The 24,932-nt window shown below is 44.8% G+C and carries 22 protein-coding genes and 1 tRNA gene; 11 read left to right on the top strand and 12 right to left on the bottom strand.

Annotated features, from left to right (window positions below):
* Nucleotides 1-3: 3 nt before the first annotated feature.
* The 7 genes from prfA (at nt 4) to ybaK (ending at nt 6,939) form a co-directional block, all read left to right on the top strand.
* A complete protein-coding gene (prfA, locus tag L1D55_RS04985; RefSeq protein ID WP_004739807.1) occupies nt 4-1,092 on the top strand; it encodes a peptide chain release factor 1 in 1,089 nt (362 codons plus the stop codon).
* Between the two features lie 5 nt (nt 1,093-1,097).
* Entirely contained in the window at nt 1,098-1,970 is an 873-nt protein-coding gene (prmC, locus tag L1D55_RS04990) for a peptide chain release factor N(5)-glutamine methyltransferase (RefSeq protein WP_239916693.1), read from the top strand.
* Between the two features lie 194 nt (nt 1,971-2,164).
* Nucleotides 2,165-2,548 carry a SirB2 family protein gene (locus L1D55_RS04995; RefSeq protein ID WP_004739804.1) on the top strand — a complete coding sequence of 128 codons (384 nt, stop codon included), beginning with the start codon at nt 2,165-2,167 and terminating at the stop codon, nt 2,546-2,548.
* Nucleotides 2,549-2,575: 27 nt separating this feature from the next.
* Nucleotides 2,576-3,385 (top strand): SirB1 family protein, encoded by an 810-nt coding sequence (locus tag L1D55_RS05000; RefSeq protein WP_239916694.1) that lies wholly within the window; start codon nt 2,576-2,578, stop codon nt 3,383-3,385.
* A 25-nt stretch (nt 3,386-3,410) separates the two neighbouring features.
* On the top strand, nt 3,411-4,262 hold the full coding sequence (gene kdsA, locus L1D55_RS05005) for a 3-deoxy-8-phosphooctulonate synthase (protein ID WP_004739800.1): 852 nt from the start codon (nt 3,411-3,413) through the stop codon (nt 4,260-4,262).
* Between the two features lie 437 nt (nt 4,263-4,699).
* Entirely contained in the window at nt 4,700-6,361 is a 1,662-nt protein-coding gene (gene ushA, locus L1D55_RS05010) for a bifunctional UDP-sugar hydrolase/5'-nucleotidase UshA (RefSeq protein ID WP_239916695.1), read from the top strand.
* A 104-nt stretch (nt 6,362-6,465) separates the two neighbouring features.
* Nucleotides 6,466-6,939: a Cys-tRNA(Pro) deacylase gene (gene ybaK / locus L1D55_RS05015; RefSeq protein WP_239916696.1), complete on the top strand. Its 474-nt coding sequence runs from the start codon at nt 6,466-6,468 to the stop codon at nt 6,937-6,939.
* Between the two features lie 90 nt (nt 6,940-7,029).
* Here ybaK and rluF read toward each other — a convergent pair whose 3' ends face one another.
* The 3 genes from rluF to L1D55_RS05030 all read right to left on the bottom strand — a co-directional run bounded on the left by rluF (nt 7,030) and on the right by L1D55_RS05030 (nt 9,232).
* Nucleotides 7,030-8,175, bottom strand: coding sequence for a 23S rRNA pseudouridine(2604) synthase RluF (gene rluF / locus L1D55_RS05020; RefSeq protein ID WP_239916697.1), 1,146 nt, complete (start codon nt 8,173-8,175; stop codon nt 7,030-7,032).
* 168 nt (nt 8,176-8,343) lie between these two features.
* Nucleotides 8,344-8,925 carry a DNA endonuclease SmrA gene (gene smrA, locus L1D55_RS05025; RefSeq protein ID WP_004739792.1) on the bottom strand — a complete coding sequence of 194 codons (582 nt, stop codon included), beginning with the start codon at nt 8,923-8,925 and terminating at the stop codon, nt 8,344-8,346.
* Nucleotides 8,926-9,091: 166 nt separating this feature from the next.
* Nucleotides 9,092-9,232 carry a DUF3149 domain-containing protein gene (locus L1D55_RS05030; protein WP_239916698.1) on the bottom strand — a complete coding sequence of 47 codons (141 nt, stop codon included), beginning with the start codon at nt 9,230-9,232 and terminating at the stop codon, nt 9,092-9,094.
* A gap of 255 nt (nt 9,233-9,487) precedes the next feature.
* On the opposite strand from L1D55_RS05030, the gene L1D55_RS05035 reads away from it, so the two are divergent.
* Nucleotides 9,488-9,564 (top strand) — tRNA-Pro (locus L1D55_RS05035).
* 271 nt (nt 9,565-9,835) lie between these two features.
* On the opposite strand, the gene L1D55_RS05040 is transcribed toward L1D55_RS05035, so the two are convergent.
* Together L1D55_RS05040 and L1D55_RS05045 are read right to left on the bottom strand one after the other, a co-directional pair.
* Nucleotides 9,836-10,258, bottom strand: a complete 423-nt coding sequence (locus L1D55_RS05040; protein WP_239916699.1) for a hypothetical protein — start codon at nt 10,256-10,258, stop codon at nt 9,836-9,838.
* A 114-nt stretch (nt 10,259-10,372) separates the two neighbouring features.
* Nucleotides 10,373-11,260, bottom strand: coding sequence for a TraB/GumN family protein (locus tag L1D55_RS05045; RefSeq protein ID WP_239916700.1), 888 nt, complete (start codon nt 11,258-11,260; stop codon nt 10,373-10,375).
* A gap of 407 nt (nt 11,261-11,667) precedes the next feature.
* On the opposite strand from L1D55_RS05045, the gene L1D55_RS05050 reads away from it, so the two are divergent.
* Nucleotides 11,668-14,319: a beta-N-acetylhexosaminidase gene (locus L1D55_RS05050; protein ID WP_239916701.1), complete on the top strand. Its 2,652-nt coding sequence runs from the start codon at nt 11,668-11,670 to the stop codon at nt 14,317-14,319.
* A 534-nt stretch (nt 14,320-14,853) separates the two neighbouring features.
* Entirely contained in the window at nt 14,854-15,546 is a 693-nt protein-coding gene (locus L1D55_RS05055) for an oligogalacturonate-specific porin KdgM family protein (protein ID WP_128161697.1), read from the top strand.
* Nucleotides 15,547-15,777: 231 nt separating this feature from the next.
* Here the strand turns inward: L1D55_RS05055 and L1D55_RS05060 are convergent, their stop codons facing one another.
* Both L1D55_RS05060 and L1D55_RS05065 read right to left on the bottom strand, forming a co-directional pair.
* Nucleotides 15,778-16,218, bottom strand: coding sequence for a DUF411 domain-containing protein (locus L1D55_RS05060; protein WP_008218183.1), 441 nt, complete (start codon nt 16,216-16,218; stop codon nt 15,778-15,780).
* Nucleotides 16,208-19,021: a copper-translocating P-type ATPase gene (locus tag L1D55_RS05065; protein WP_239916702.1), complete on the bottom strand. Its 2,814-nt coding sequence runs from the start codon at nt 19,019-19,021 to the stop codon at nt 16,208-16,210. Before L1D55_RS05065 ends, L1D55_RS05060 begins: the two co-directional genes overlap by 11 nt.
* A 300-nt stretch (nt 19,022-19,321) precedes the next feature.
* On the opposite strand from L1D55_RS05065, the gene gltX reads away from it, so the two are divergent.
* Nucleotides 19,322-20,749: a glutamate--tRNA ligase gene (gene gltX / locus L1D55_RS05070; RefSeq protein ID WP_008218185.1), complete on the top strand. Its 1,428-nt coding sequence runs from the start codon at nt 19,322-19,324 to the stop codon at nt 20,747-20,749.
* 110 nt (nt 20,750-20,859) lie between these two features.
* Here the strand turns inward: gltX and L1D55_RS05075 are convergent, their stop codons facing one another.
* Genes L1D55_RS05075 through L1D55_RS05095 form a run of 5 tightly spaced genes read right to left on the bottom strand, consistent with a single transcriptional unit; the run spans nt 20,860 to nt 24,931 of the window.
* A complete protein-coding gene (locus L1D55_RS05075; RefSeq protein ID WP_239916703.1) occupies nt 20,860-21,324 on the bottom strand; it encodes an Sbal_3080 family lipoprotein in 465 nt (154 codons plus the stop codon).
* An 8-nt stretch (nt 21,325-21,332) separates the two neighbouring features.
* Nucleotides 21,333-22,556, bottom strand: a complete 1,224-nt coding sequence (locus L1D55_RS05080) for a beta-ketoacyl-ACP synthase (protein ID WP_239916704.1) — start codon at nt 22,554-22,556, stop codon at nt 21,333-21,335.
* Entirely contained in the window at nt 22,553-23,278 is a 726-nt protein-coding gene (locus tag L1D55_RS05085; RefSeq protein ID WP_061034128.1) for a 3-ketoacyl-ACP reductase FabG2, read from the bottom strand. Before L1D55_RS05085 ends, L1D55_RS05080 begins: the two co-directional genes overlap by 4 nt.
* The gene (locus L1D55_RS05090; protein ID WP_128161691.1) at nt 23,275-23,739 is read right to left on the bottom strand and encodes a hotdog family protein; all 465 of its coding nucleotides are present in this window, start codon (nt 23,737-23,739) and stop codon (nt 23,275-23,277) included. Before L1D55_RS05090 ends, L1D55_RS05085 begins: the two co-directional genes overlap by 4 nt.
* Nucleotides 23,732-24,931, bottom strand: coding sequence for a beta-ketoacyl-[acyl-carrier-protein] synthase family protein (locus tag L1D55_RS05095; RefSeq protein ID WP_239916705.1), 1,200 nt, complete (start codon nt 24,929-24,931; stop codon nt 23,732-23,734). The genes L1D55_RS05090 and L1D55_RS05095 overlap by 8 nt, the downstream gene beginning before the upstream one ends.
* Between the last annotated feature and the right edge of the window lies 1 nt (nt 24,932).

The following is a 24,932-nucleotide window of genomic DNA, read 5'->3' on the forward strand; positions in this document are numbered from 1 at the left end:
ATTATGAAAGCCTCGATTCTAGTAAAGCTTGAAACACTTGTTGAACGCTACGAAGAAGTTCAACACCTGCTTGGCGATCCAGATGTGATCGGTGATCAAAACAAATTCCGTGCACTATCTAAAGAGTACTCTCAGTTAGAAGAAGTGACTAAGTGCTTCCAAGCTTACCAGCAAGCTCAAGACGATCTAGAAGCTGCCGAAGATATGGCGCAGGAAGACGACGAAGAGATGCGCGAAATGGCGCAGGAAGAGATTAAAGAAGCGAAAGAAGCAATTGAGCGTCTAACTGATGAACTTCAGATTCTTCTTCTACCTAAAGATCCAAACGATGAGCGTAACTGTTTCCTAGAGATCCGTGCCGGTGCGGGCGGTGATGAAGCGGGTATTTTCGCAGGTAACCTTTTCCGTATGTACTCTAAGTTTGCTGAGAAGAAAGGCTGGCGCGTTGAAGTAATGAGCAGCAATGACTCAGAGCAAGGCGGCTACAAAGAGATGATCGCTAAAGTAAGCGGTGAAGGCGTTTACGGCGTGATGAAGTTTGAGTCAGGCGGTCACCGTGTTCAACGTGTACCAGAGACTGAATCTCAAGGCCGTGTTCATACTTCTGCATGTACTGTTGCTGTTATGCCTGAAATCCCAGAAGCGGACCTTCCAGAAATTAAGGCTGCAGACCTGAAAATTGATACCTTCCGTGCATCTGGCGCGGGTGGTCAGCACGTTAACACCACGGATTCAGCTATCCGTATTACTCACTTGCCAACAGGTACAGTAGTAGAGTGTCAGGACGAGCGTTCTCAACATAAAAACAAAGCGAAGGCGATGGCTGTTCTTGCTGCTCGTATTGTACAAGCTGAAGAAGAGCGTCGTGCTGCTGAAGTTTCAGACACTCGTCGTAACCTGCTAGGTTCGGGTGACCGTAGTGACCGTATCCGTACTTACAACTACCCACAAGGTCGTGTTTCTGATCACCGCATCAACCTAACACTTTACCGTCTGAACGAAGTGTTAGAAGGTGACATGCAAAGTCTGATTGATCCGGTTCTACAAGAGCACCAAGCAGACCAACTTGCTGCGCTAGCTGAGAACAACTAAACCCTATGCAATCTGCCTATACGGTTGAAAGTGCATTAAAAGCAGCAATCGTAGCGCTTCAAGAGGGTGACAATACGTCACCCTCAATTGATGCTGCGGTACTGCTTTGTCACGCCTTAGATAAACCAAGATCTTACCTGTTAACTTGGCCTGAGAAGCACCTTACCTCAGAACAAGAATCTGAATTTCAAGCCCTTTTAAAACGTCGTTTAACCGGTGAGCCTGTGGCTTACATTGTCGGTGAACGTGAGTTTTGGTCGCTGCCGTTAAAAGTTTCGCCATCTACTTTAATTCCTCGCCCGGATACTGAGCGCTTGGTTGAAGTCGCGTTGGATAAAACCTATGGGAAACAAGGTGCGATTCTTGATTTAGGTACAGGTACGGGTGCTATTGCATTGGCGCTAGCGTCTGAGATGCCAAATCGACCAGTGACAGGCATTGACCTTCGTCCTGAAGCTCAAGCGCTTGCAACAGAGAATGCAAAACGCTTAAACATCACCAATGTCACGTTCTTGCATGGCAGTTGGTTTGATCCGCTTAGCGATCTGGTTTCTGATGGCGATGAGGTTAAGTTCTCTATGATTGTCTCTAACCCACCTTACATAGAGAAAGATGATCCTCATCTATCTCAGGGCGATGTGCGTTTTGAGCCGATCACTGCGCTTGTTGCTGAAGAGAAAGGGCTTGCTGATATTCGCTACATTTCTGAAAACGCACGTGGCTTTTTAAAAAATGAAGGTTGGTTGGCGTTTGAACACGGTTACGACCAAGGCTTGGCTGTACGTGAGATAATGCAAGCGCTAGGTTATCTCGATGTAGTCACAGAGAAAGATTACGGTGGCAATGACCGAGTGACATTGGGTCGTTATTGCTCATAGTTCGTTGTCGTTTGCTTAGGGCTAGTAGTTGCTAGCCACTCATGTAATCCTAGAGGGCGAACTTACGAAATTGATATCTTTAACGCGAAATTACATTTGACTCGGTAATGCATTTAACGCAGAAATACAGAGCAACAACGGGTCCAATGTCGCTCGTGTTAACGAAAGCACATATAAAAATATAAAGGAATACCATGTACGAAGGTTTAAAACATTTTCACCTACTAACGATTGCGATAAGCGTGTCACTTCTTTCAATTCGTTTCGTTCTTATGATGGCGAATTCACCAAAGCTTAAGCACCCTTTCTTGCAGCGTTTCCCTCATATCAATGACTCGTTGCTGTTGCTATCGGGTATTGGTTTGATTTTTATCACTGGCTTTATTCCATTTACTCCAGCTGCGCCATGGCTAACAGAAAAGCTAACTTGTGTGATGGCTTATATCGCACTCGGTTTCTTTGCGCTTAAGTTGGGTAAAAACAAATTATTGAGAGTATTCTCGTTCTTCGGTGCGCTTGGCTGGTTAGCGATGGCTGGCAAAATTGCGATGACGAAGACACCAACATTTTTCGGTTAATGATCTCCTTATTTCGGTTAACTACCTATGTACGAATTTTTTGACGAAGACTTTGACCAGCTAGAATTAGCTGAAGGTGCATTGATCTTAAATAAAGCGATTAACCCAGAGACTCAAGATAGTTGGGCTGAGCAAGAACTGGCGAGATTGTTTAAAGAAGCTGAGTTTGCTTTGGTTCATGAAACCGACGAGCAACAGAAGTTTGAGTCCTTTATTCGACTATTCTTCTATGAATGGGGCTTTGCGGGTGATAAAGACGCTTACTTCTCTTCAGAGAACGCTTTCATCGATAAAGTGCTAGAGCGTAAGAAAGGCATTCCTGTCAGTCTCGGCGCGATCTTTCTTTTTCTAGGTCGCAAGCTAGGCTTTCCTGTAGAGGGTGTCTCTTTCCCGACTCAGTTTCTACTTAAAGTGACTTGGTATGGCCAAGCAGCAGTGTATATCAACCCATACAATGGTGAATACGTTGGTGAGCAAACACTACGAGCGTGGCTTATTGGCCATGATGGTCCGTTAGCTGAGCTTAAATCTGAGCATTTAGAAGTGGCTGATCATCCAACAATCATTGGCAAGTGGTTAGCGCTATTAAAGAGTGCGTTACTGAGAGAAGAGCGCTATACGCTAGCATTGAAATGTACAGACCTTGCATTAACGTTTGTACCTGACGACCCGTATGAAATCCGCGACCGTGGCTTTATCTATCAGCAGTTGGATTGCCACCAAGTGGCAGCGACGGATTACCAATATTTTATCGACCAATGCCCAGATGACCCTGCGTCTGAGTTACTGAAATCTCAAGTGAACGTCATGAACGAAAAGACCGTGGTTGTTCACTAATTAATAATTATTTAGAGAGAATATGATGGAACAGAAAACAGTTCATATTGGCGATATGCCAATTGCTAACGACAAGCCATTTACGCTATTTGCAGGCATGAACGTTCTTGAATCTCGCGATCTAGCAATGCAGATCTGTGAGCACTACGTGAAAGTAACTGAAAAGCTGGGTATTCCTTATGTATTTAAGGCGTCTTTCGATAAGGCTAACCGTAGCTCAGTTCACTCATACCGTGGACCTGGTATGGAAGAAGGTCTAAAAATCTTCCAAGAGTTGAAAGACACATTCGGCGTGAAGATCATCACTGATGTTCACACTGAAGCACAAGCTCAGCCGGTTGCTGATGTGGTTGATGTTATTCAACTTCCAGCATTCTTAGCTCGTCAAACGGACCTTGTTGAAGCGATGGCTAAGACTGGCGCAGTTATCAACGTGAAGAAGCCTCAGTTCATGAGCCCGAACCAAGTTGGTAACATCGTTGATAAATTCGCAGAATGTGGCAACGACAAGATTATCCTTTGTGAACGTGGCTCTTGCATGGGTTACGACAACCTAGTTGTAGATATGCTTGGTTTTGGCGTAATGAAGAAAGCTTCAAACGGCAGCCCAATCATCTTTGACGTGACGCACTCTCTACAGATGCGTGATCCTTCAGGTGCTGCATCTGGCGGTCGTCGTGAGCAAACGGTTGAACTTGCAAAAGCGGGTCTTGCGACAGGTATTGCTGGTCTATTCATTGAAGCTCACCCGAACCCAGATCAAGCACGCTGTGATGGTCCATCTGCACTGCCTCTAGATAAGCTAGAGCCGTTCTTGAAGCAGATGAAAGCACTTGACGACCTTATCAAAGGTTTTGACCACATCGATATTAAATAGTCGAAAAGTCTAGAATTCAAAGCCGGCGTAATTGCCGGCTTTTTTGTACCTATAGCTAAGCGAATGGCGCTAGCGTTAGTATGGTATTGTAATGTTATAACGTAATCATTAAGGCTCTGATAAATCGAATAAATTTAACGAAGGTCACTTTGTAGCGCTTTCGAACTGAGTAAATCACAAATAATCTAAAAAATGATGAAAACGTTTGCCTGTGATCACTTATTAGCTCAACTGCAACTTTGTCGCTTTGTTACACACTCGATAGGGGATTATGGTGATCTATCCTACATAAATATGAAATCACTCTGTTAGGTTTACCGTCTTAATTTAAACTACTTCAAGTTTTACCATTCTCTAACCATGTTTATTAACTAAACACGGGCTCTATGGGAGTGGAAGAAGCAGTGGATTCCCCTAAAAAGTTCAAAGGTATGACAATGAAGCAACGCCTTATTCTAAAGACAGCACTAAGTGCTGCAATTCTAGCGACTTTAGCTGGTTGTGCGTCTCAATCTGCTCATGATTGGAACCAAGACGAAACTTACAAGCTAACGATTCTTCACACTAACGACAACCATGGTCGTTTCTGGCAGAACAAATACGGCGAATACGGCATGTCTGCGCGTAAAACGCTGATTGATCAACTTCGTGCAGAAGTTGAAGCAGAAGGCGGTAGCGTGTTGCTTCTATCTGGTGGTGACATCAACACAGGTGTACCAGAGTCAGATCTTCAAGATGCAGAACCTGATTTCAAAGGCATGAACAAGATTGGTTACGATGCAATGGCACTTGGTAACCATGAGTTTGATAACTCACTAGACGTACTACAAAAGCAAATCGATTGGGCTAACTTCCCAATGCTATCTGCAAACATCTACGATAAAGCGACTGGTGAACGTAAGTTCCAAGCTTACGAGATGTTTGAAAAGCAAGGTATTAAAATCGCGGTTATTGGTTTAACAACTGAAGATACCCAAAAGATTGGTAACCCTGAGTTCATCGCAGGTATCGATTTCCGTGACCCTAAAGAAGAAGCGAAGAAACTGATCGCTGAACTTAAAGAAACAGAAAAACCAGATCTTATCTTTGCTGTGACTCACATGGGTCACTACGAAAATGGTCAGCGTGGCGTTAACGCACCAGGTGATGTTGCACTAGCGCGTTACCTAGACGAAGGTGACCTAGACATGATCGTTGGTGGTCACTCTCAAGAGCCTGTATGTATGGAAGGCCCTAACGTTGCGAAGAAAAACTTCAAGCCGGGTGATGAGTGTAAACCTGACCTTCAAAACGGTACTTACATCGTTCAAGCTCACGAATGGGGCAAATACGTAGGCCGTGCTGATTACGAATTCCGTAATGGCGAGCTAGAGATGGTGAGCTATGACCTAATCCCAGTTAACCTGAAGAAAAAGGTTAAGATCGACGGTAAGAAGCAACGCGTACTTATCCAAGACGAGATTGCGCAAGATCCAGAACTACTAGAGTTCCTACGTCCTTTCCAAGAGCAAGGCCAAGCACAGCTTGAAGTTAAGATTGCTGAAACAAATGGCAAGCTTGAAGGTGACCGTAACGTGGTTCGTTTCCAACAGACTAACCTAGGTCGTCTGATTGCAACTTCTCACATGGAGCGTGCAAAAGCAGACTTCGCAGTGATGAACTCTGGTGGTGTTCGTGATTCGATTGAAGCGGGTGAAGTAACATACAAAGATGTACTAACAGTACAACCTTTTGCAAACATCCTGACTTACACAGACATGACAGGTAAAGAAGTTCTAGATTACCTAAATGTAGTGGCAACTAAACCAATCGACTCAGGTGCTTACGCACAATTCGCTGGTATCTCAATGACGGTAGCGAACGGTGAAGTGTCTAACGTATTCATCGGCGGCAAGCAACTTCGTTTAGACGAAACATACCGCTTCACAGTGCCAAGCTTTAACGCTGCTGGTGGTGACGGCTACCCTAAACTGTCTGACCACCCTGGTTACGTAAACACTGGTTTTGTTGACGCTGAAGTACTGAAAGAGTACCTAGAAGCGAACAGCCCAGTTGACGTGAACAAGTATGCACCTTCTGGTCAAATTGTTTACAAGTAATTGGATCATTAAGCGCTAAATTCGATTGACTCTAGCGCCATGATAAATTTAACTAAAGCGACGCTCCTGCGTCGCTTTTTGTTTATTTATCGTTTGGATTTGTTATGACCCCTGCAATCAATCTTGCCAAGAAAAAGAAAATCGCTCATACGGTGCATCAGTATCACCATGATGCCAACAATACTAACTATGGGTTAGAAGCCGTTGAGGCGCTTGGTCAGGATCCTAAACGTGTATTCAAAACGCTTCTATTCTGCCTAAATGGTGTCGCTAAAGACTTGGCTGTTGCGGTGATTCCTGTGGATCAAAAGCTAAATTTGAAACTTGCGGCCAAAGCGGCAAAAGGTAAAAAAGCAGAGATGGCCAACCCTGATATTGCTCAGAAAACCTCAGGTTATGTAGTAGGAGGGATCAGTCCGCTTGGTCAGAAGAAAGCGCTACCGACTTTTGTTCATTCCAGTGCGACGGAGTTTGAAACGATCTGCGTAAGTGCAGGAAAGCGAGGGTTAGAAATTGAACTCGACCCTAAAGATTTAGCTCAACTGACTCGAGCTCAGTTTGCGGATTTGTGCTTGTAAGCTGATGATTAGCTGTCATTAGTCATGATGTATGAAACAACAAATAAAAACGCCCACTACTAAGTGGGCGTTTTTGTATAAGGAATCACTCTACTTTTTCAGACCTAGAGTGCCACCAACACGTTTTGCTGCTGGCTTATTTGGTCGGTTTGACTCTTGGTGGCGATTAGTTGGCTTACCACCTCGATGGTCGGCACTACCACGGCCAGTGCGATTGCGATCTGAACTCTTATTGTCTGAGTTAGAGCGCTCAGAGCGAGAGCTCGATTTCCAATTCTCTGTGTTGCCTTTGCTTTGGCCTTTGTTTTCACCATTTGATGAATTACGACCGCGCTTTGAATTAGGCGCATGACGGAATTCATCCGCGTTATTACCACGGTAAGTACGAGTGCGATTCTCTTTTTGATTACGTCGAGCAGTAGAAGCTTGGTTCTCTTCACGGCTATCAAATAGCTTAGCGTCTGTCGCCTTGCGTATACGCTGACCCTTTGCATTAATTTTAGATGCGTCTTCTGTACTTACAGAACCTTCACACATCGCTAGAATTTCTGCGATCTCTTCTTCGCTCAAGTAACGCCACTTGCCATTAGGGATACCGTCCAAAGAGATGTTCATGATACGAACACGACGTAGTTTGAAAACTTCATAGCCAAGAGCTTCACACATACGACGAATTTGGCGGTTCAGACCTTGCGTTAATGTGATTCGGAATGAGAACTTAGTTTCTTTCTCAACTTTACACGGCAACGTCACCGTATCCAGAATAGGCACACCCGCTGCCATTTTCTGTAAGAATTCACCGGTGATTGGTTTATCGACACGAACCACATACTCTTTTTCGTGGTTGTTACCAGCACGAAGAATCTTATTTACGATGTCACCGTCGTTTGTCAGGAAGATCAAGCCATCAGATGGTTTATCTAAGCGGCCAATTGGGAAGATACGCTTATGGTGACCGATGAAATCGACGATGTTCCCTGGAATATCACGTTCAGTGGTGCAGGTAATGCCTGTCGGCTTATTTAAAGCGATGTAGATAGGCTTCTCTTTTGAGCGAACTGGTTTGTTGTCGATCTCAACATCATCACCTGGCATTACTTTGGTGCCCATTTCTGGGATCTTGCCGTTAATAGTAACTCGACCTGCATCAATCAGTTTGTCGGCTTCGCGGCGTGAGCAAAAACCAGTTTCACTGATGTATTTGTTAAGGCGTTTAGCTTGGGATTCTTGTGACATGATATTCTCTTAGCGTTTCACAACGGAAATATAGGGAAACAAAAAAGCAACTACAGAGCAGTTGCTTTACGTTTGAATTCGTTAACTGACGACAATTTTAGCACTTGGTTTGAGTCTAGGCACTAAATATCGATCTTGGGGTGAAAGCCCGCTCCAGAATTTCGATGCTCAGCTAGTGCGCTTTTGATGACGCTCTCTGTTTTCTAACTTTTTCTCGTTGCTTTTTCTAAGCATGACATAAACAGCACCGGTACCACCGTGAAATTGCTGTGCTGAGTGTACACATTGCACATCGTTGATCTGAGTTAGCCAGTTAGTCACGTAGCTTTTCATCATCGCTGGTGGATTTGAGCGTTCTCCTTTCCCATGAACGATAATGACAGTGCGAACATCCATTCTTAAGCATTGGCGTAAAAATGACAGCACTTCGTTGCGAGCATCTTTCAGCGTCTTTCTATGTAGATCGAGTTTGGCCTGAATGGGGTACTTACCAAGGCGCAGTTTTTTGTATACGCCTTCCTGAACACCATCCTTCTTATAAGCAATAACGTCGTCTGGCTTAACCATCGGAGAGTAATCGAGTGATAGGTAATCTTTCTCATCATCAGAGAGCCACATAGCGGCTTCACGCTTAGCAAGCTGAGACTCTGTAACGCGATGTACTTTCTGGTGTTCTGCGGTGTCATGGTCGATACGTTTAACATCGCCCATCATTTGTTGGAATAGATCTAAATCGTCATCATGAGACATAGTGTGCATCTCAAGTTGGTAAGAATAGAGTAAGTATACCTAAGTTGGGGTAGGGTTTAAAAATGAAAAAACCGGAGGAGACAAGAGAAGTCAGCTCCGGTGCAAAGCGTTTTCAAATTTACCTATAGCAATGAGACTTTAGGTAAATGATTTAGGCTGAGCGACTCTAGTGAGGAGATTTGTCAGTCATAACTTTGTAGATGAAGAAGCCTCCATAAAACATCATGAGACCCAGAGCCCCGAAGATTACTACCATTGAAGATAGTCCCACCGCATTACCAAATAGGAGATCTAGCCAAAAGTCCATGTGTATACCTCAAAGTTATATGACATGGGTTAGTGTATTAACAAGCATTATCAATTCACTGATCTGGATCAATCCTGTTTCATAAGTTAAATACTTGTTGGCAACTGTGTGTTTTTCGTCACATCATGCTCGTTGTTGTATGTCTTTTGTTCGAACGATTCAAAATCGCAATAAATATGAGAAAAAGCCCTTGCGGATAAATTCAGAACCCGTATTATACGCTCCATCGACAGGCAATCAGCCAGTTAGATATCTCGGTGAATAGCGCAGCTTGGTAGCGCATCTGGTTTGGGACCAGAGGGTCGGGGGTTCGAATCCCTCTTCACCGACCACATTAAAGAAAGCCGTAGCAGAAATGCTACGGCTTTTTTGCATTTGAACGTTTTATTTCGGAACTCGGGGTGGGACTGGAATGCCAGTCCAATCGAATTCCTCTTCATCGACCACTTTTTAGAAAGCCGTAGCACTATTAGTAATAGAAGGGGCTACGGCTTTTTTGCTTTTTGGTATATGTGTCATTCCTTAGAGCGACGAAGGCACGAGTCGGGAATCTCTTTTTGTTCTATATCTAGCATAGACTCAATAAGCCAGTCCCAAATCTATTTACTTAACATCACAGGTAATGTCTTTGATTGGCGTCTCTGAGGTAACAAAACAAACATAAGCGTCAACAGGGTTATTTGGACCAATTCGAATGTAACCTGCCTGTACTTCATCTTCGTTAAAAGTCACCGAGTGAGAATTACCCGTCTGACCATCGTAGAAGCTTGCGTCAAAATTACCGTTCATTTGGCTTGCGATACGGTTGCGTGTCGTTGATGTCGTGAACGTAATATTCGCGCATCGCATTGGTGGCTTTTCAGTAATCAGAAACTGTCCGCTTTCTTTATCTAACACACCGCCTTTGGTGTCTGGCTGAATGTCTATCGGCTGGAATTGTTCGATCGTACAAGTTTCTTTGGCAGACGCTGCAGTGGGCATCAGAATCGCTAGGGCTAGAGGGAAAGCAAAAAGTACTGGTTTCATGAGAACAACACCATATGTAAAAGAGCGAAAGATAATAGCACCGCTATGGTGCCATTAAATGTAAAAATTCTGTTATTAAGGACATGCTTTTATAATGAAAAGGCCATGCCCTAACTAACTGTCTTCGTCAACCTCGAACTGACACTGAGCTTGTTGGCTTTGTGATTGTTGAGTCACACTGAACCCCTTATCTTCTAACAATTGTATAAGGTTACCATCTCCAATCAGGTGTAAAGTACCGACGACCAGCACGTAGTGTCCATTTGAGTCGAGTTTCCAATCTTTGGCAGAGAGTTTGTTTGCCCAATCAACGTTGCGATCCGTTAGAAATGCTTTCTCAAGCTCGGTGGGCATTTCAGACAGCTTCGCAAAGTCCTCAAGTTTGGTTACATCACCTGCTTTCCAACTCTCAATTAGGCAATGAACCACACGGTCTGTTTGGTCAAACTCTTCAATGCTTGTCACTAGCCACTCTTTACCAGAATCTTTTTGCCCTGCAATGAGGTCTATTTGAAATTGTAGTGGCTCTAAGCTGATCACTGGAACGTCTTGTATTGTCGCTTTATAGGCGAGTGTTGCGTCGACACCGCCCGCTGAGCCGTAACCAAGGTTCTTTAACTGCTGCATTTGTATCGACAGAGATGTTGCCCAAGGTGGGGACCTCAGTAGTTGTTGTGTCGACATACCCAAAGATTTGGAAATGCTTGTTAATAACTGTTGTTGATCTTCGCTTAATACATCGGCTGTAGTGACCGTGGTGGTAGGGTACACGACGCCTTCTGTCTTTCTTATATCCGTCTCGACAATTAATCCGTCGCTCTCTTTTAACGTGTCTGAGATTTGTGTGGGAAGCGGGTACATGCTCTCGTCTCCAACATGCACAGAACCTAAGATGGTGAGGGTCAGGTCATCCTTTTTGGCTTGCCAATAAAGTGGTTCGGCGACAGCTTGCTTTGCTGAAAAGGCAAGTGTGAGTAGCGTAAGGTACAAGAATGTGCGCAAAGAAAGCTCCTTTAGAAAGACATAAACTCGTTAAAAAAGATTTTGACGGAGTTTTTTAACGGTTTTTTTTGAGAACGATGTCACGTTGTTTATACGAAAAGTATAACAACACGAGCAAACTCTAAAACTTTTCTCTCCAAGAACGACACGATTTTATGAAATCCTGTGAAAAGATTGTGATTTAATTCTCAGTTATTACGTCAAAATAAAAGTGACGGAAGTGCCGTTAAGCATAACCTTATGATTTAATTAAAATTAAATTTATCAATATTTTTGAGATTTGAAGCCGATCACTGAATTGGCCTGATTTAATTCACGCCAAAAAATAAGACCATATAGTTTGTCTAACTTTCAGAAGCGCTCCACTTTGCTTCTTACTCAATTTTTTAAATTTATGGGTGAATACGATGTTGAAGAGAAACTTAATATCTGTAGCGGTATTAGCTGGCTTGACGGGTTGTGCAGTAACACAAGCACCAGAACAAAAAGTAGTGAATGCACTGGCTGACAATCTTGATGTTCAGTACGAAATTCTAACTAACCACGGTGCGAATGAAGGCTTGGCTTGTCAGGACCTAGGCGCTGAATGGGCGTCATGTAACAAAGTAAACATGACACTAACCAATGACGGTGAAGCGATTGATTCTAAAGATTGGAGCATCTACTTCCACAGTATTCGTCTTATTTTAGATGTTGATAATGAGCAATTTAAGATCACTCGCGTTACTGGTGACCTTCACAAGCTAGAACCTACTGAAAAATTTGACGGCTTTGCGGCTGGTGAAGAAGTGGTTCTTCCGTTAACGAGTGAATACTGGCAACTGTTTGAAACTGACTTTATGCCAGGTGCATTCGTGACGGCGCCAAACGCAGAACCTAAGATGATTGCATCATTGAATACAGAAGATGTTGCATCGTTTGTAAGCGGTCTTGAGGGTAATAACCTTAAACGTACGCCTGATGATAATAACGTAATGGCGACAGCGGTGACGCGTTTTGAAAAGAATGCTGATCTAGCAACTCAAGATGTATCAACAACGCTATTGCCAACGCCAATGTCGGTAGAAGCGGGTGAAGGTTCAGTAAGTATTGCTGGTGGTATTGCTTTACCAAAAGACTCATTCGACGCTGATCAGTTCGCTGCAATTGAAGAACGTGCAGATGTGGTAAACGTAGATGTGAGTGGTGACCTTCCTGTAAGTGTTGCTGTTGTTCCTACTCAGTTTACGGGTGATTTAGCAAAATCTGGCGCTTATGAACTAAGCATCTCGGAAGAGGGAATTGCAATTAAAGCGTTTGATAAAACGGGGGCTTTCTACGCAGTCCAGTCTATTTTTGGCCTAATAGACAGTCAGAACGCTGAATCATTACCACAACTGTCAATTAAAGATGCACCGCGCTTTGATTACCGTGGTGTGATGGTGGACGTTGCTCGAAACTTCCACTCAAAAGATGCCATCCTAGCAACGCTAGATCAAATGGCGGCATACAAGATGAATAAACTGCACCTTCACCTAACGGATGATGAAGGTTGGCGTTTAGAAATCCCAGGTTTACCAGAGCTAACGGATGTAGGGTCTAATCGTTGTTTTGATTTGGATGAACAAAGCTGCTTACTGCCTCAGCTAGGTTCTGGTCCAACAACAAACAACTTTGGCTCTGGTTTCTTTAGTAAAGCGGACTACGTCGAGATCCTAAGCTACGCTAAAGCGCGCAGCATCGAAGTTATCCCTGAAATTGATATGCCAGCACACGCTCGTTCAGCTGTGGTATCAATGGAAGCGCGTTACACTCGTCTCATGGCGGAAGGCAAAGAAGCAGAAGCGAACGAATACCGCTTGATGGATCCGCAAGATACATCGAACGTAACCACGGTTCAGTTTTACGATAAGCAAAGCTTCATTAACCCATGTATGGAGTCATCAACTCACTTCGTCGATAAAGTAATCTCTGAAGTGGCGGCAATGCACCAAGAAGCGGGCGTTCCGCTAACGACTTGGCACTTCGGCGGCGATGAAGCGAAAAACATCAAGTTAGGTGCAGGCTTACAAGATATTAATGCAGAAGATAAAGTGGCTTGGAAAGGCAACATCGATTTGTCTAAGCAAGATAAGCCGTTCCAACAATCGCCACAATGTCAGTCATTGATCGCTGATGGTACTGTAAGCGATTTCGGTCATCTACCAAGCCACTTCGCAGAACAGGTGTCTAAGATTGTTGCTGAGAAGGGTATTCCACACTTCCAAGCATGGCAAGATGGTCTGAAATACAGCGAAGGTGAAGAAGCATTTGCAACCGAAAGCACTCGCGTGAACTTCTGGGATGTTCTTTACTGGGGCGGAACGTCATCAGTATACGATTGGTCAGCTAAAGGGTATGACGTGATTGTTTCTAACCCAGACTACGTATACATGGATATGCCATACGAAGTTGATGCAGCTGAGCGCGGTTACTACTGGGCAACACGTGCAACCGATACTCGTAAGATGTTTGGCTTCGCACCAGAAAACATGCCACAAAACGCAGAAACGTCACTAGATCGTGATGGTAATGGTTTTACTGGTAAAGGTGAGGTTGAAGCGAAACCTTTCTACGGTCTGTCAGCTCAACTTTGGTCTGAAACAGTGCGTACTGACGAGCAATATGAATACATGGTGTTCCCTCGCGTACTAGCAGCTGCAGAGCGTGCATGGCACCGAGCAGATTGGGAAAACGACTACAAGGTTGGCGTTGAATACTCTCAAGAAACTAACCTAGTTAATAAGCAAGCGCTAAACAGCGACTTCAATCGCTTCGCGAATATCGTAGGTCAACGTGAGCTGGCTAAGCTAGAAAAAGCAGGCATTGACTACCGACTACCTGTACCGGGTGCGAAGGTTGTTGACGGTAAGCTAGCGATGAACGTTCAATTCCCAGGTGTAGAGCTTCAATACTCAGCAGATGGTGAAAACTGGCTAACGTATAATGAGCAGCAACGTCCATCGGTTTCTGGTGAAACTTACATCCGCTCTATCTCTGAAAGTGGTGAGAAAGTAAGTCGAGTGACCTCAGTTAAATAATCGATAAGCACGACTAGTGAAAGGGCTCCCGAAATTTATCTTGTTCAAGATAAAACGGGAGCTCTTTTTGTTTGCTGCGAATTAGGTGCATATCCAAAACTGAAATATATAGAAATCTTCTTTGTTTATATCGTCAACAATGCACATAAGGTGACTTTAATCCCAAAAGTGACGAGCCTCTCATTATTCTCTTCAAAAAATAAGTCCTCAGTAAAAAACTCTAAATCAGGTGTGATTCAACTGTCTAAATCTAATTTTTCTTCGTGAAATAACGTGATTCCGATCTGTATATTTTCTGTTCTTTAGCTTTTTACCAATTTTTAGTTTTTTAAGTTGTTGATTTTATTGCGTTAAATATCTTGTCTTTTTTTGATAGTGAGAAGGATCACTCTGTTGCTTCTTTTATTTTGAAACGCAAATTAATTCGAGCAACATAGATTGCATGCCAGGGAGGCTACCAATTACTCAAGCGGTGAAGGTGAATGATGTACCGAAGATATGCCGCTGAAAAAAATCAAACTAAGGCAGTTTACTATGAAAAAAATTATCGCTCTAAGTGCTCTTTCTCTTGCTTTCGCTTCTAGTGCTTTTGCTGGTTCTTCTTACGTAACAGGTAACATCCAAATTCACGATGATGGCCGTATTCACGGTTCTGACATGACTTCTACGCTAGAAGCTGGCCACACGTTTGATAACTCTCTAGGCGGCTTCACGGTTTACTCTGAGTTTGACGGCATCCAACTGGGTAAACTTGAAACTGAAAACGGCGGTGTGGGTAACACTACTCCTGGTATTACTGTGGGTGGTGAGCAATCTTTCAACATCACTGACAACCTATGGGTTGCTGCTGGTTACCAACACCTATTCTCTGCAGGCGAGAGCATCCAGTTCCGTCCATTAGTTAAGATCGGCTACAACTTCGATAACGGTATCTCTATCAGCAACCGTACTCGTGCACACATCGATGATACTTCTGCTAATGCAGATACTGACTACCGTATGGATAACCGCATTGCATACACAGTGAACGAAGACCTAGCACTTAGCTACAACAACGTTTACATGATCGAAGCTGAAGCGATGGACCACGAGTTACGTGCAACATGGACTCGTCAAGGCGTACAGCCTTACTTCGAGTTCCGTAGCCAAGCTAACGGTGTAGATTTCGCAAATGGTGATTCTAAGCAGAACAACGCATTCGTATTCGGTGCTTCTTACGGCTTCTAATCTGATTTATTTAGTGGCTTAGTCAACGAGACTATCCGCTAAATAATCTTTGCCTAAGCACTTCCTTCGTGAATGAGCGAGGGGATTGAGCGGCACTAACAGCCCGGTTGGTGTCGCGACAAGATTTGCTTTACTGTCCAAAAGCAAAGAGCCTAGTAAGTAAATCACTGTCTTGGGTTTACTTAATACTAGGCTCTATTTTTATGTTTTCATTTCTAGTTAGGGCGTACTTTAGTTACCTTTGTAATGACGGTACTCAAACACCTGACCTTTATCATTAAACGCGTACACCGAGTATTCGTCTTTCTTATCGCCATACTCCATACCTGGTGAGCCCATTGGCATACCCGGAACCGCCAAACCAATCGCATTGCGTGGTGGGTTTTCTAAAAAGGCTTTCACGTCTTCTGCTGGGATGTGTCCTTCAAATACGTAACCGTCAATCTCTGCCGTGTGACAAGATGCAAGCTCAGGTGTAACCCCTAGCTTTTGCTTGATTGGGTTCATATCATCGTGGAGCTTCTCTGTTACATCGAAACCAGCATCACGCATGTGCTCTGTCCATTCTGTACAACAGCCGCAGTATGGTGATTTATGGTTTAGAACATCAGTTGCGAGAGCTTGTCCTGATATTGCAGCGAGTGCAGTAAGAGTCATAATTTTACGAATCATGGCTAACCTCATGAATAGGATTATTGTTGATATTAGAATGGGTCGGTTTGAACAGTCTCAGCCTATTGGCATTACTTACCACAGTAATGGACGACATCGCCATGGCTGCGCCTGCCACCACTGGGCTGAGTAAAAATCCGAAAAACGGGTAGAGCACACCAGCCGCGATAGGAATGCCCAACGAGTTGTAGATGAAAGCACCAAAGAGGTTTTGCTTCATGTTTCTCACCGTTGCTTGGGACAGCTCAATCGCATTACTAACAGAGAGAGGCGACGAGTTGAGGAGTGCCATTTGTGCACTCTCGATCGCCACATCACTGCCACTGCCCATGGCGATACCTATATCGGCCTGAGCCAGTGCAGGTGCGTCGTTTATACCGTCTCCAACCATGGCTACACTCTTATATTGTTGTTGAAGCTGAACAATATGTTGCGCTTTCTGCTCTGGAAGTACCTCAGAGATAACCTCATCGATACCGACGCTTTTGCCAATCGCTTGAGCAACCGAGTCGTTGTCGCCAGTGAGTAGCACTGTGTGAATTCCGGCGGATTTTAGTTGAGCAATAGCTTGTTTGCTATCTATTTTTAACGCGTCTGAAATACCTAATATGCCCTCCAGTTTTTGGTCGATGACTATGAAAATTGGCGTCCATGCTTGTGTGCGGCAAAGTTCAATAAAGTCACGGCCCACTTGAGTATCAATACCGAGTTGGGTTAGGTATTTCAGAGAGCCGACTTGAACGTGTTTTCCGTTAATGTTGGCTTGTACACCAAGGCCTCGGCGGTTTTCAAAGTCGCTGTGTGGGAGTGCTGAAACTTCTAAGTTCTCTGCATATTGGCAAACGGCTTTGGCAAGCGGGTGTTCTGAACCGACTTCAACAGAATAGGCGTAAGCCAACAGTTCTTGTTCTGATAGGTTGTGGTAAAACGCTTGCTGTACGCTTGGTTTACCTTGGGTTAGGGTACCCGTCTTATCAAATACTACAGCATCGATTTTGCTCGCTGACTGCAATACATCAGCATCTTTGATTAGAACGCCAAACTCAGCAGCTTTGCCTACACCGACTGTAATAGAAAGCGGCGTTGCAAGGCCTAAAGCACACGGGCAAGCGATGATCAGCACAGTCGTCGATATGACAAGCATGTAGCTTGCACTTGGTTGCGGACCAACAAAGAACCAAACTAGGGCGGCAACGGCTGCGATCGCGACGACAACAGGAACGAAAACGGCAGAGATAGAGTCGGCAAGCTTTGCAATTGCAGGTTTACTGCTTTGTGCTTGGCGAACCATCTGAATGATGCGAGCCAACATAGTGCTTGAGCCAATACCTGTCGCTTCAATAATTAAGCTGCCATCACCATTAATGGTGCCTGCAGAAACGCCATCACTAACCGACTTTACGTTGGGAAGCGGTTCACCGGTCAACATGGATTCATCGATGTAAGACTCTCCTGATACCACAACACCATCAACCGGTACTTTCTCCCCAGGTTTGACGCGTATATGCATACCCACTTGGATAGCCTCTACTGCAATAATTTGCTCTTTGCCATCAACGATAACCATCGCTTTTTGAGGCTGTAAATTAATCAGTGCCTGTAGCGATTTTGTAGTGCGAGCTTTGGCTTTGGCTTCGATATAGTGACCCAAAGAAATAAGGCCAATGATCATCGCGCTCGCCTCAAAATAGACGTGGCGAGAGGCTTCAGGGAACCATGATGGAATGAGCACAACCAACATTGAGTAGAACCATGCTGCGCCTGTACCCAAAGCTACTAGCGTGTCCATGGTCGCGCGTTTATGCATCAAGGATTGCCACGCGTTAGTGAAGAAACTGCGTCCAGAGGTGGCTAGTAGCACTAGGCAGATCACACCAATGAATCCCCAAGCCAGTTGATCATTTTGTGTTGCGATGGTCATGCTGCCACCGAAGACGCCCCATGCCATTAATGGTCCGCCAAGTAGCAGCGCACTCACTGAATTTTTCAGGAAGGCCTGTTGAGTGCGAAGTTGTTGCTCTTGCTGTTTTTGTTGTTGTGTTCCCGCATCATCAACAAACTCAGCGCCATACCCTGCGTTTTTCACCGATTCGATGAGCTTGTTTTCGATCAGAACGCGTGTTTGAGAGGTGAAAACCAAGGCCGTTTGCTCGGCAAGGTTGATCTGAGCTTGATCGACGAACTCGTTCTTTTTCAGTGCTTTTTCGACTGAAGAAACGCAACTCGCGCACGTCATCCCCTCAAGAACAAGGTGGTAAGTATATTGACTTGCAACGGGTTCAGTTGACGTTGTTTTTGTAGGTGCTGGCTTTTTATCTTCTTCTAAATCTGAACTTGATGACAGGTCATGTGCTTCAGAGTAGGGGACAGCGTGATAACCGATACTTTCGACCAGCTCAATAACCTCGGACTCAGAAAGCAAAGTGACCAGTGATAATTCTTGTTTGCTGACTTCTAGGTTTGAGGCTTGCTCAGTTTGTTCAAGCGCTTGAGCCAGTTTGCTCACGCACTTACCGCAACTAAGGCCGGATAGAGAAAAGTGCAGTTGATTACCCATAGAATAACCAAGCGTTGCTAACTGTTCGTTGAGCTCAATGTAACTGGAAGGAGTCGAAATATCGATATAGGTCGGCGATATATCATTAATCGTCGTATTGTCGAGATCGCCAAACAGTATGCGGACTTTCTTCGCACAACCCATGCAATTTAGGCCGTTGAGCGCGGTTGTGTAGTGGTTCATATCGATACTCCAATTCTCATCTACGCCTAACATAAACCTTCCCGTAAGGGTAAGGTCAAACATAAATTCAATAATTTGATCTTGGTGGTGTGCTAGCTGGTGGGTTCAATCTGGAATGGAAGCGGGAAATTAAGAATGTGCGGCTATAATCTACTGGCTAAGACTATTGATTTACGACTTTAAGGGCTTAATTGGTCTTTCAATAACGGCTTTCGTACAACAACAGCACATTAATCATTCACTACTGATTGTAGATTTAAGCGGTGGTGATAAAATAGCGCCCAAAATTTAGTGATGGTTGACTATTGCAGGCCTTGTAATAGGCTCCACTAAAAGAATCACCTACATAATCAAGGTATTTAAATGACGGTTAAAACTCGTTTTGCTCCTAGCCCAACTGGCTATCTTCACGTTGGTGGTGCACGTACTGCACTTTACTCTTGGCTATTCGCTAAAAACCAAGGCGGTGAATTCGTTCTACGTATCGAAGACACAGACCTTGAGCGTAACTCTCAAGAAGCGGTTGATGCAATTCTAGAAGGCATGCAATGGATGGGTATGGAATGGGATGAAGGTCCTTACTACCAATCTAAGCGTTTTGACCGTTACAACGAAATGGTTGATAAGCTTCTAGCTGAAGACAAAGCATACAAATGCTACGCGTCTAAAGAGCTGCTTGATGAAATTCGTGCAGAGCAAGAAGCAAACAAAGAGATGGCTCGTTACGATGCGAACCACCCTAAAATTATTGCAGCTAACGAAGCAGCACAAGAAGGCGATGCGTGCGTTATCCGTTTCCGCAACCCTAAAGAAGGCAGTGTAGTATTTGATGACCAAATCCGTGGTCGCATTGAAATTTCTAACAGCCAACTTGATGATCTAATCATTCGTCGTACAGACGGTGCTCCTACTTACAACTTCGTAGTAGTAGTGGATGACTGGGACATGGGTATCACACACGTTGTTCGTGGTGAAGACCACATCAACAACACACCTCGTCAAATTAACATCTACGAAGCACTAGGCGCGCCGGTTCCAACTTTCGCTCACTGTGCAATGATCCTAGGTGATGACGGTGCGAAACTGTCTAAGCGTCACGGCGCTGTATCAGTAATGCAATACCGCGACGAAGGTTACCTACCGAACGCACTAAACAACTACCTTGTTCGTTTAGGTTGGTCTCACGGTGACCAAGAGATTTTCTCTCAAGAAGAGATGATCGAGTTCTTCAGCCTGAACGCAATCAGCAAGTCTGCATCTGCATTCAACACTGAAAAGCTACTTTGGTTGAACAACCATTACATCAAAACCTCTGAGCCTGAGTACGTTGCAAAATACCTGCAATGGCACCTAGACGCGCAGAAGATCGATACAACAAACGGCCCTGCTATCACTGAAGTGATCAAGCTAGTTGGCGAGCGTTGTAACACACTTATCGAACTTGCTGAGCAGTCTCGTTACTTCTACGAAGATTTCTCGGAGTTTGAAGCTGGCGCAGCTAAGAAGCACCTACGTGGTGTTGCTAAAGGCCCATTAGAGCTTGCTCTTGCTAAGGTTGAAGCACTTGAAGAGTTCACAACGGCAAACATCAAAGACGGTGTGATTGCAGCAGTATGTGAAGAGCTAGAGATCGGCATGGGTAAAATCGGTATGCCACTTCGCGTAGCAGTAACAGGCGGCGGTCAGTCTCCTTCTGTTGATGCAGTGATGGAGCTTGTTGGTAAAGAGCGCGTAATCGCTCGTATCAAGATGGCTCTTGAGTTCATCGCAGAGCGTGAAGCTAACGCTTAATTGAGCGATTGCTAGATTCAAAAAAGGGTCAGTAACTTGGTTACTGACCCTTTTTATTTGTCTCAACTTTTATTGTCTAAACAACTTCGTTTATTGTCTAAATAACTTAGCTATAGCTGGTCGTCGGCAATCATTTGAGTTGCTTGCGTGGCTGATTTCTTGTCGAACAAGATATCCATCATCGCTTTGATGCGTTCCATATCGTCACCAAACTTGGAAAAGTTGCCGCTATTCGGCGCCTTAAACTCTACGTTGCCAACGCGCTGTTGATCTTGATAAGCCGAGATCTTTGCATCTGCCACAAAGGTTCTGAAGTCCCAGCTCCAACGAGATACGTAATCTAGCGTGACTTCTTCAGGCTTGTGTTCAGAGCCGTCAGCGACAACCTTACATTTAACTTGGTTGTTCAAACACCAGTCGAGCATTGAATCAAGAAACACAGTACGTGTCTTGGTGTCTTCTACGATAGTGATGTTTTTAATGTTGTTTGCTTCTGGCAGTGCGTTTCCTGAATATTTAGGAGCACTACAACCTGCGAGCAAAGTGACAGCAGCAACGGCTAACCAGTTTTTCATTATCTATCCTAGATTTTCTTGAAGATGATAGAGGTGTTGATACCACCAAAGGCAAAGTTGTTGCTCATCAGATATTCAACATCCAGTTCGCGACCTGAGCCCGTGATGTAATCGAGCTTGCCGCACTGTTCATCGACATTCTCTAGGTTTAGGGTTGGGCTGAACCAACCACTGTGCATCATCTCAAGGCTTAACCATGCTTCAATTGCACCACATGCGCCAAGCGTATGCCCGAAGTAACTCTTAAGAGAGCTAATAGGCACTTCACCAAAGATATTCGCTGTTGCATTACTCTCTGCAATGTCGCCTTTTTCAGTCGCAGTGCCATGAGCAGAAACGTAACCAATCTTCTCTGCTGGAAGTTGTGCGTCTCTCAATGCTTTTTCCATACAGATCTGCATGGTTTCCATCTGAGGTTGGGTCACGTGGGCGGCATCGCAGTTGCTAGCGAAACCAATGATTTCGGCATAGATTTTTGCGCCGCGAGCAACCGCATGTTCGTACTCTTCAAGGATAAGGGTTCCGGCACCTTCGCCGATAACCAAACCATCACGTTCGCAGTCGTATGGGCTAGGGGATTTCTTGGGTGTGTCGTTTTTTAAACTGGTAGCAAAAAGGGTATCGAAAACGGCAGACTCAGTAGGGCACAGCTCTTCACCACCACCGGCAACCATTACGGTTTGGTAGCCATGTTTGATCGCTTCATAGGCGTAACCAATGGCTTGGCTCCCTGAAGTACATGCACTGCTGGTGGGAATCACGCGGCCACGCAGTCCAAAGAACAGACCTACGTTAACTGCTGCAGTGTGCGGCATCATCTGTACGTAAGTGGTTGCTGTGATTGCTCGTGTAGACTTCTCATTCAGCATCACACCAAACGCACCAACCGCATCGGTACTGCCGGTTGAAGAGCCGTAAGCGATGCCAGTCTCACCATTGGTCAATACATCGTGACCAATTAAGCCTGCTTGCTGTAATGCATTCTCAGTAGCAACGGTTGCTAGGCGTGATACTCGGCCCATGCCACGTACTTGCTTGCGCTTGTAGTGTTTAGGCAGTTGGAAGTCATCAATAGGCGCTGCAAGCTTAGTGTTGAGACCATCATATTGCTCGAAGCTTGGCATATATTGAGTCGCATTTTCACAGGCCTTTAGTTTTGGCTCTATCTGTTGCCAGTCGTTACCAAAAGCAGTAACACCAGACATTCCAGTTACAACAACACGGCGGGTCATACTAAGCCTCCATTTACTGAAATCACTTGGCGAGTTACGTAGCCTGCAATATCAGACATTAGGTAGCTCACTAGGCCTGCCACTTCTTCCGGCTCACCCATTCGGCGCAGTGGTACTTGAGGAAGCGCGTGATCTTTCACGTGCTCGTCAACCATACCTGTGTCAATTAAGCCTGGAGCGACACAGTTTACCGTGATCTTGCGTTTTGCGAGTTCTAGAGCAAGAGATTTAGTCGCGCCAATCACACCCGCTTTTGCTGCTGCATAGTTAGTTTGACCACGGTTACCCATAATGCCTGATACAGACGCTAGCGTGACGATACGGCCACCTTTACGCTTTTGCACCATAGGCATCACACAAGGGTGAAGTACGTTGTAGAAGCTGTCTAGGTTGGTATGGATTACGCCATCCCACTCTTCTTCTGTCATAGCTGGGAATGCCGTGTCGCGAGTAATGCCTGCGTTGTTTACCACACCATAGTAAGCGCCATGTTCAGCAATATCAGACTCTAGCTTTTCGCGACATTCGTTGCGGTTGCTGATATCAAATTGGATAAGACGTCCAGCGCCACCTTGCTCGGTGATCGATTGTAGAGTCTCTTCAGCACCTTGCTTGTCACCCATGTAATGAACGGCGATTTCAAATCCGTCTTTCGCGAGTTGAATAGCGATCGCTTTACCAATGCCTTTGCTGGCACCAGTGACTAAAACCTGACGGGTCATGATGGGCTCCTAGTTTTCATTTCTTGTAATTTTTGTTCGGTTGGTACGTAAACATTGAGTTGGCATTGAGCCACCAACTCGCCTTGGTCTTCGACTCTTGCAGTAAATACGGCCATACCACTGTCTTCCATAAGCTGTTCGGCGTAGATATCGAGGGTCTGACCTTGAGTAAACTCATCACACAGTGATTTATAGCGACGAGATCCAAGTAGGAAACCGATAGGGGGAGTGGTGCCGTTTTTCAGCGCATGGTATCCAGACCATGCCGCTACAGACTGCGCCATAAACTCGATGCCAACATAAGCTGGGACCGTTTGAGATTCGGCATTAAAGAACAGATTATGGTCACCAATATCGACCTGACAGTGGATCGACAACGCCTCTACGCTGATAGCACGATCGATTAATATCATCGGTTCATCGTGAGGGAGAAGTTGGTCTACAGAAGGGATATCAGTCATTTACTACACCAAAAATCAGGCTAATGTTGTTACCACCAAAAGCAAAAGAGTTGCTTAAGATATTCTTTACTTTAAGTTTCTGGGAACAGTTTACCAAATCAACCTCAATATCTTCAGCTTTATCCTGACATTTTTGTAAGGGAAGCGGTAAGTCATATTTCAAAATATGCCAAGCAATTGCAGCCTCAATCGCACTTGCTGCGCCTAGAGTATGCCCGGTCAACTGCTTGGTAGAACTTACGGGAACCTTGTTTGCAAAAATACGATGGATGGCTTTGCTTTCCATCGAGTCATTGAGTGGCGTTGCTGTACCATGTGCATTGATGTAACCGATGTCTTCTGCGTTTAACTGTGCAGAATATAAAGCTTTTTTCATTGCTTGTTCAGCGCCATTTCCCTCAGGGTGAGGCGCTGAAATGTGGTGTGCATCAGAGCTATCACCACAGCCTAATAAGGCAATTTGAGGTGTGTTTTGAGTAGAATGAACACGCTTGATCTTGGTTTTACTGAGCAACATAAATGCGGCTGCTTCACCAATATTGATGCCATCTCGAGATTCGCTAAATGGCTTACAATGTTTGGTTGAAAGGGCTTCAAGACCATGGAAACCATTGAGCGTCAACTTACATAGGGTATCCACACCACCGACTAACACGGCATCAGCCATACCTGAATCTAACAAGCGCTGGGCGGTAAGAAACACGCGGCCGCTGGATGAGCAAGCCGTAGAGATGACGTAGTTTGGTCCCGTTAATGCGCAGTATTGGCTAACGAACTCAGAAGTGTCACCAAGCTCTTGTTTAGAGTAATGGTAATCTTCTGGAAACTCACCGTTTGTCAGTTTTTGTTTGAAGGCTGCTTCACCATCGGAGATACCAGAGGTGCTGGTGCCTATAACAACAGCGATACGGTCTGCGCCAAATTGTGCCTTGGCAAGTTCGATAGAATCTTTGATTTGGTTGAGAGCTGATAACGCCAGTTGATTATTGCGGGTGGCATACTTCACCAGAGTGGATGGAATCTCTGGTAGCTTACCTGCGATTTTGCCAACGACAGTGTGTTTGCCGTCGTTCAGCATATCGCTCACTTCAACCATGTTTGGTTCACGTTCGCCTTTTAGGCAGTCATGAGTGTCAGTAATACTTGAGCCTAGCGCTGAGTGGAAACCACAGTCTTGGATATAAATAGGCATA

The organism is Vibrio sp. Isolate22, assembly GCF_022398115.1.
Lineage (GTDB): Bacteria > Pseudomonadota > Gammaproteobacteria > Enterobacterales > Vibrionaceae > Vibrio.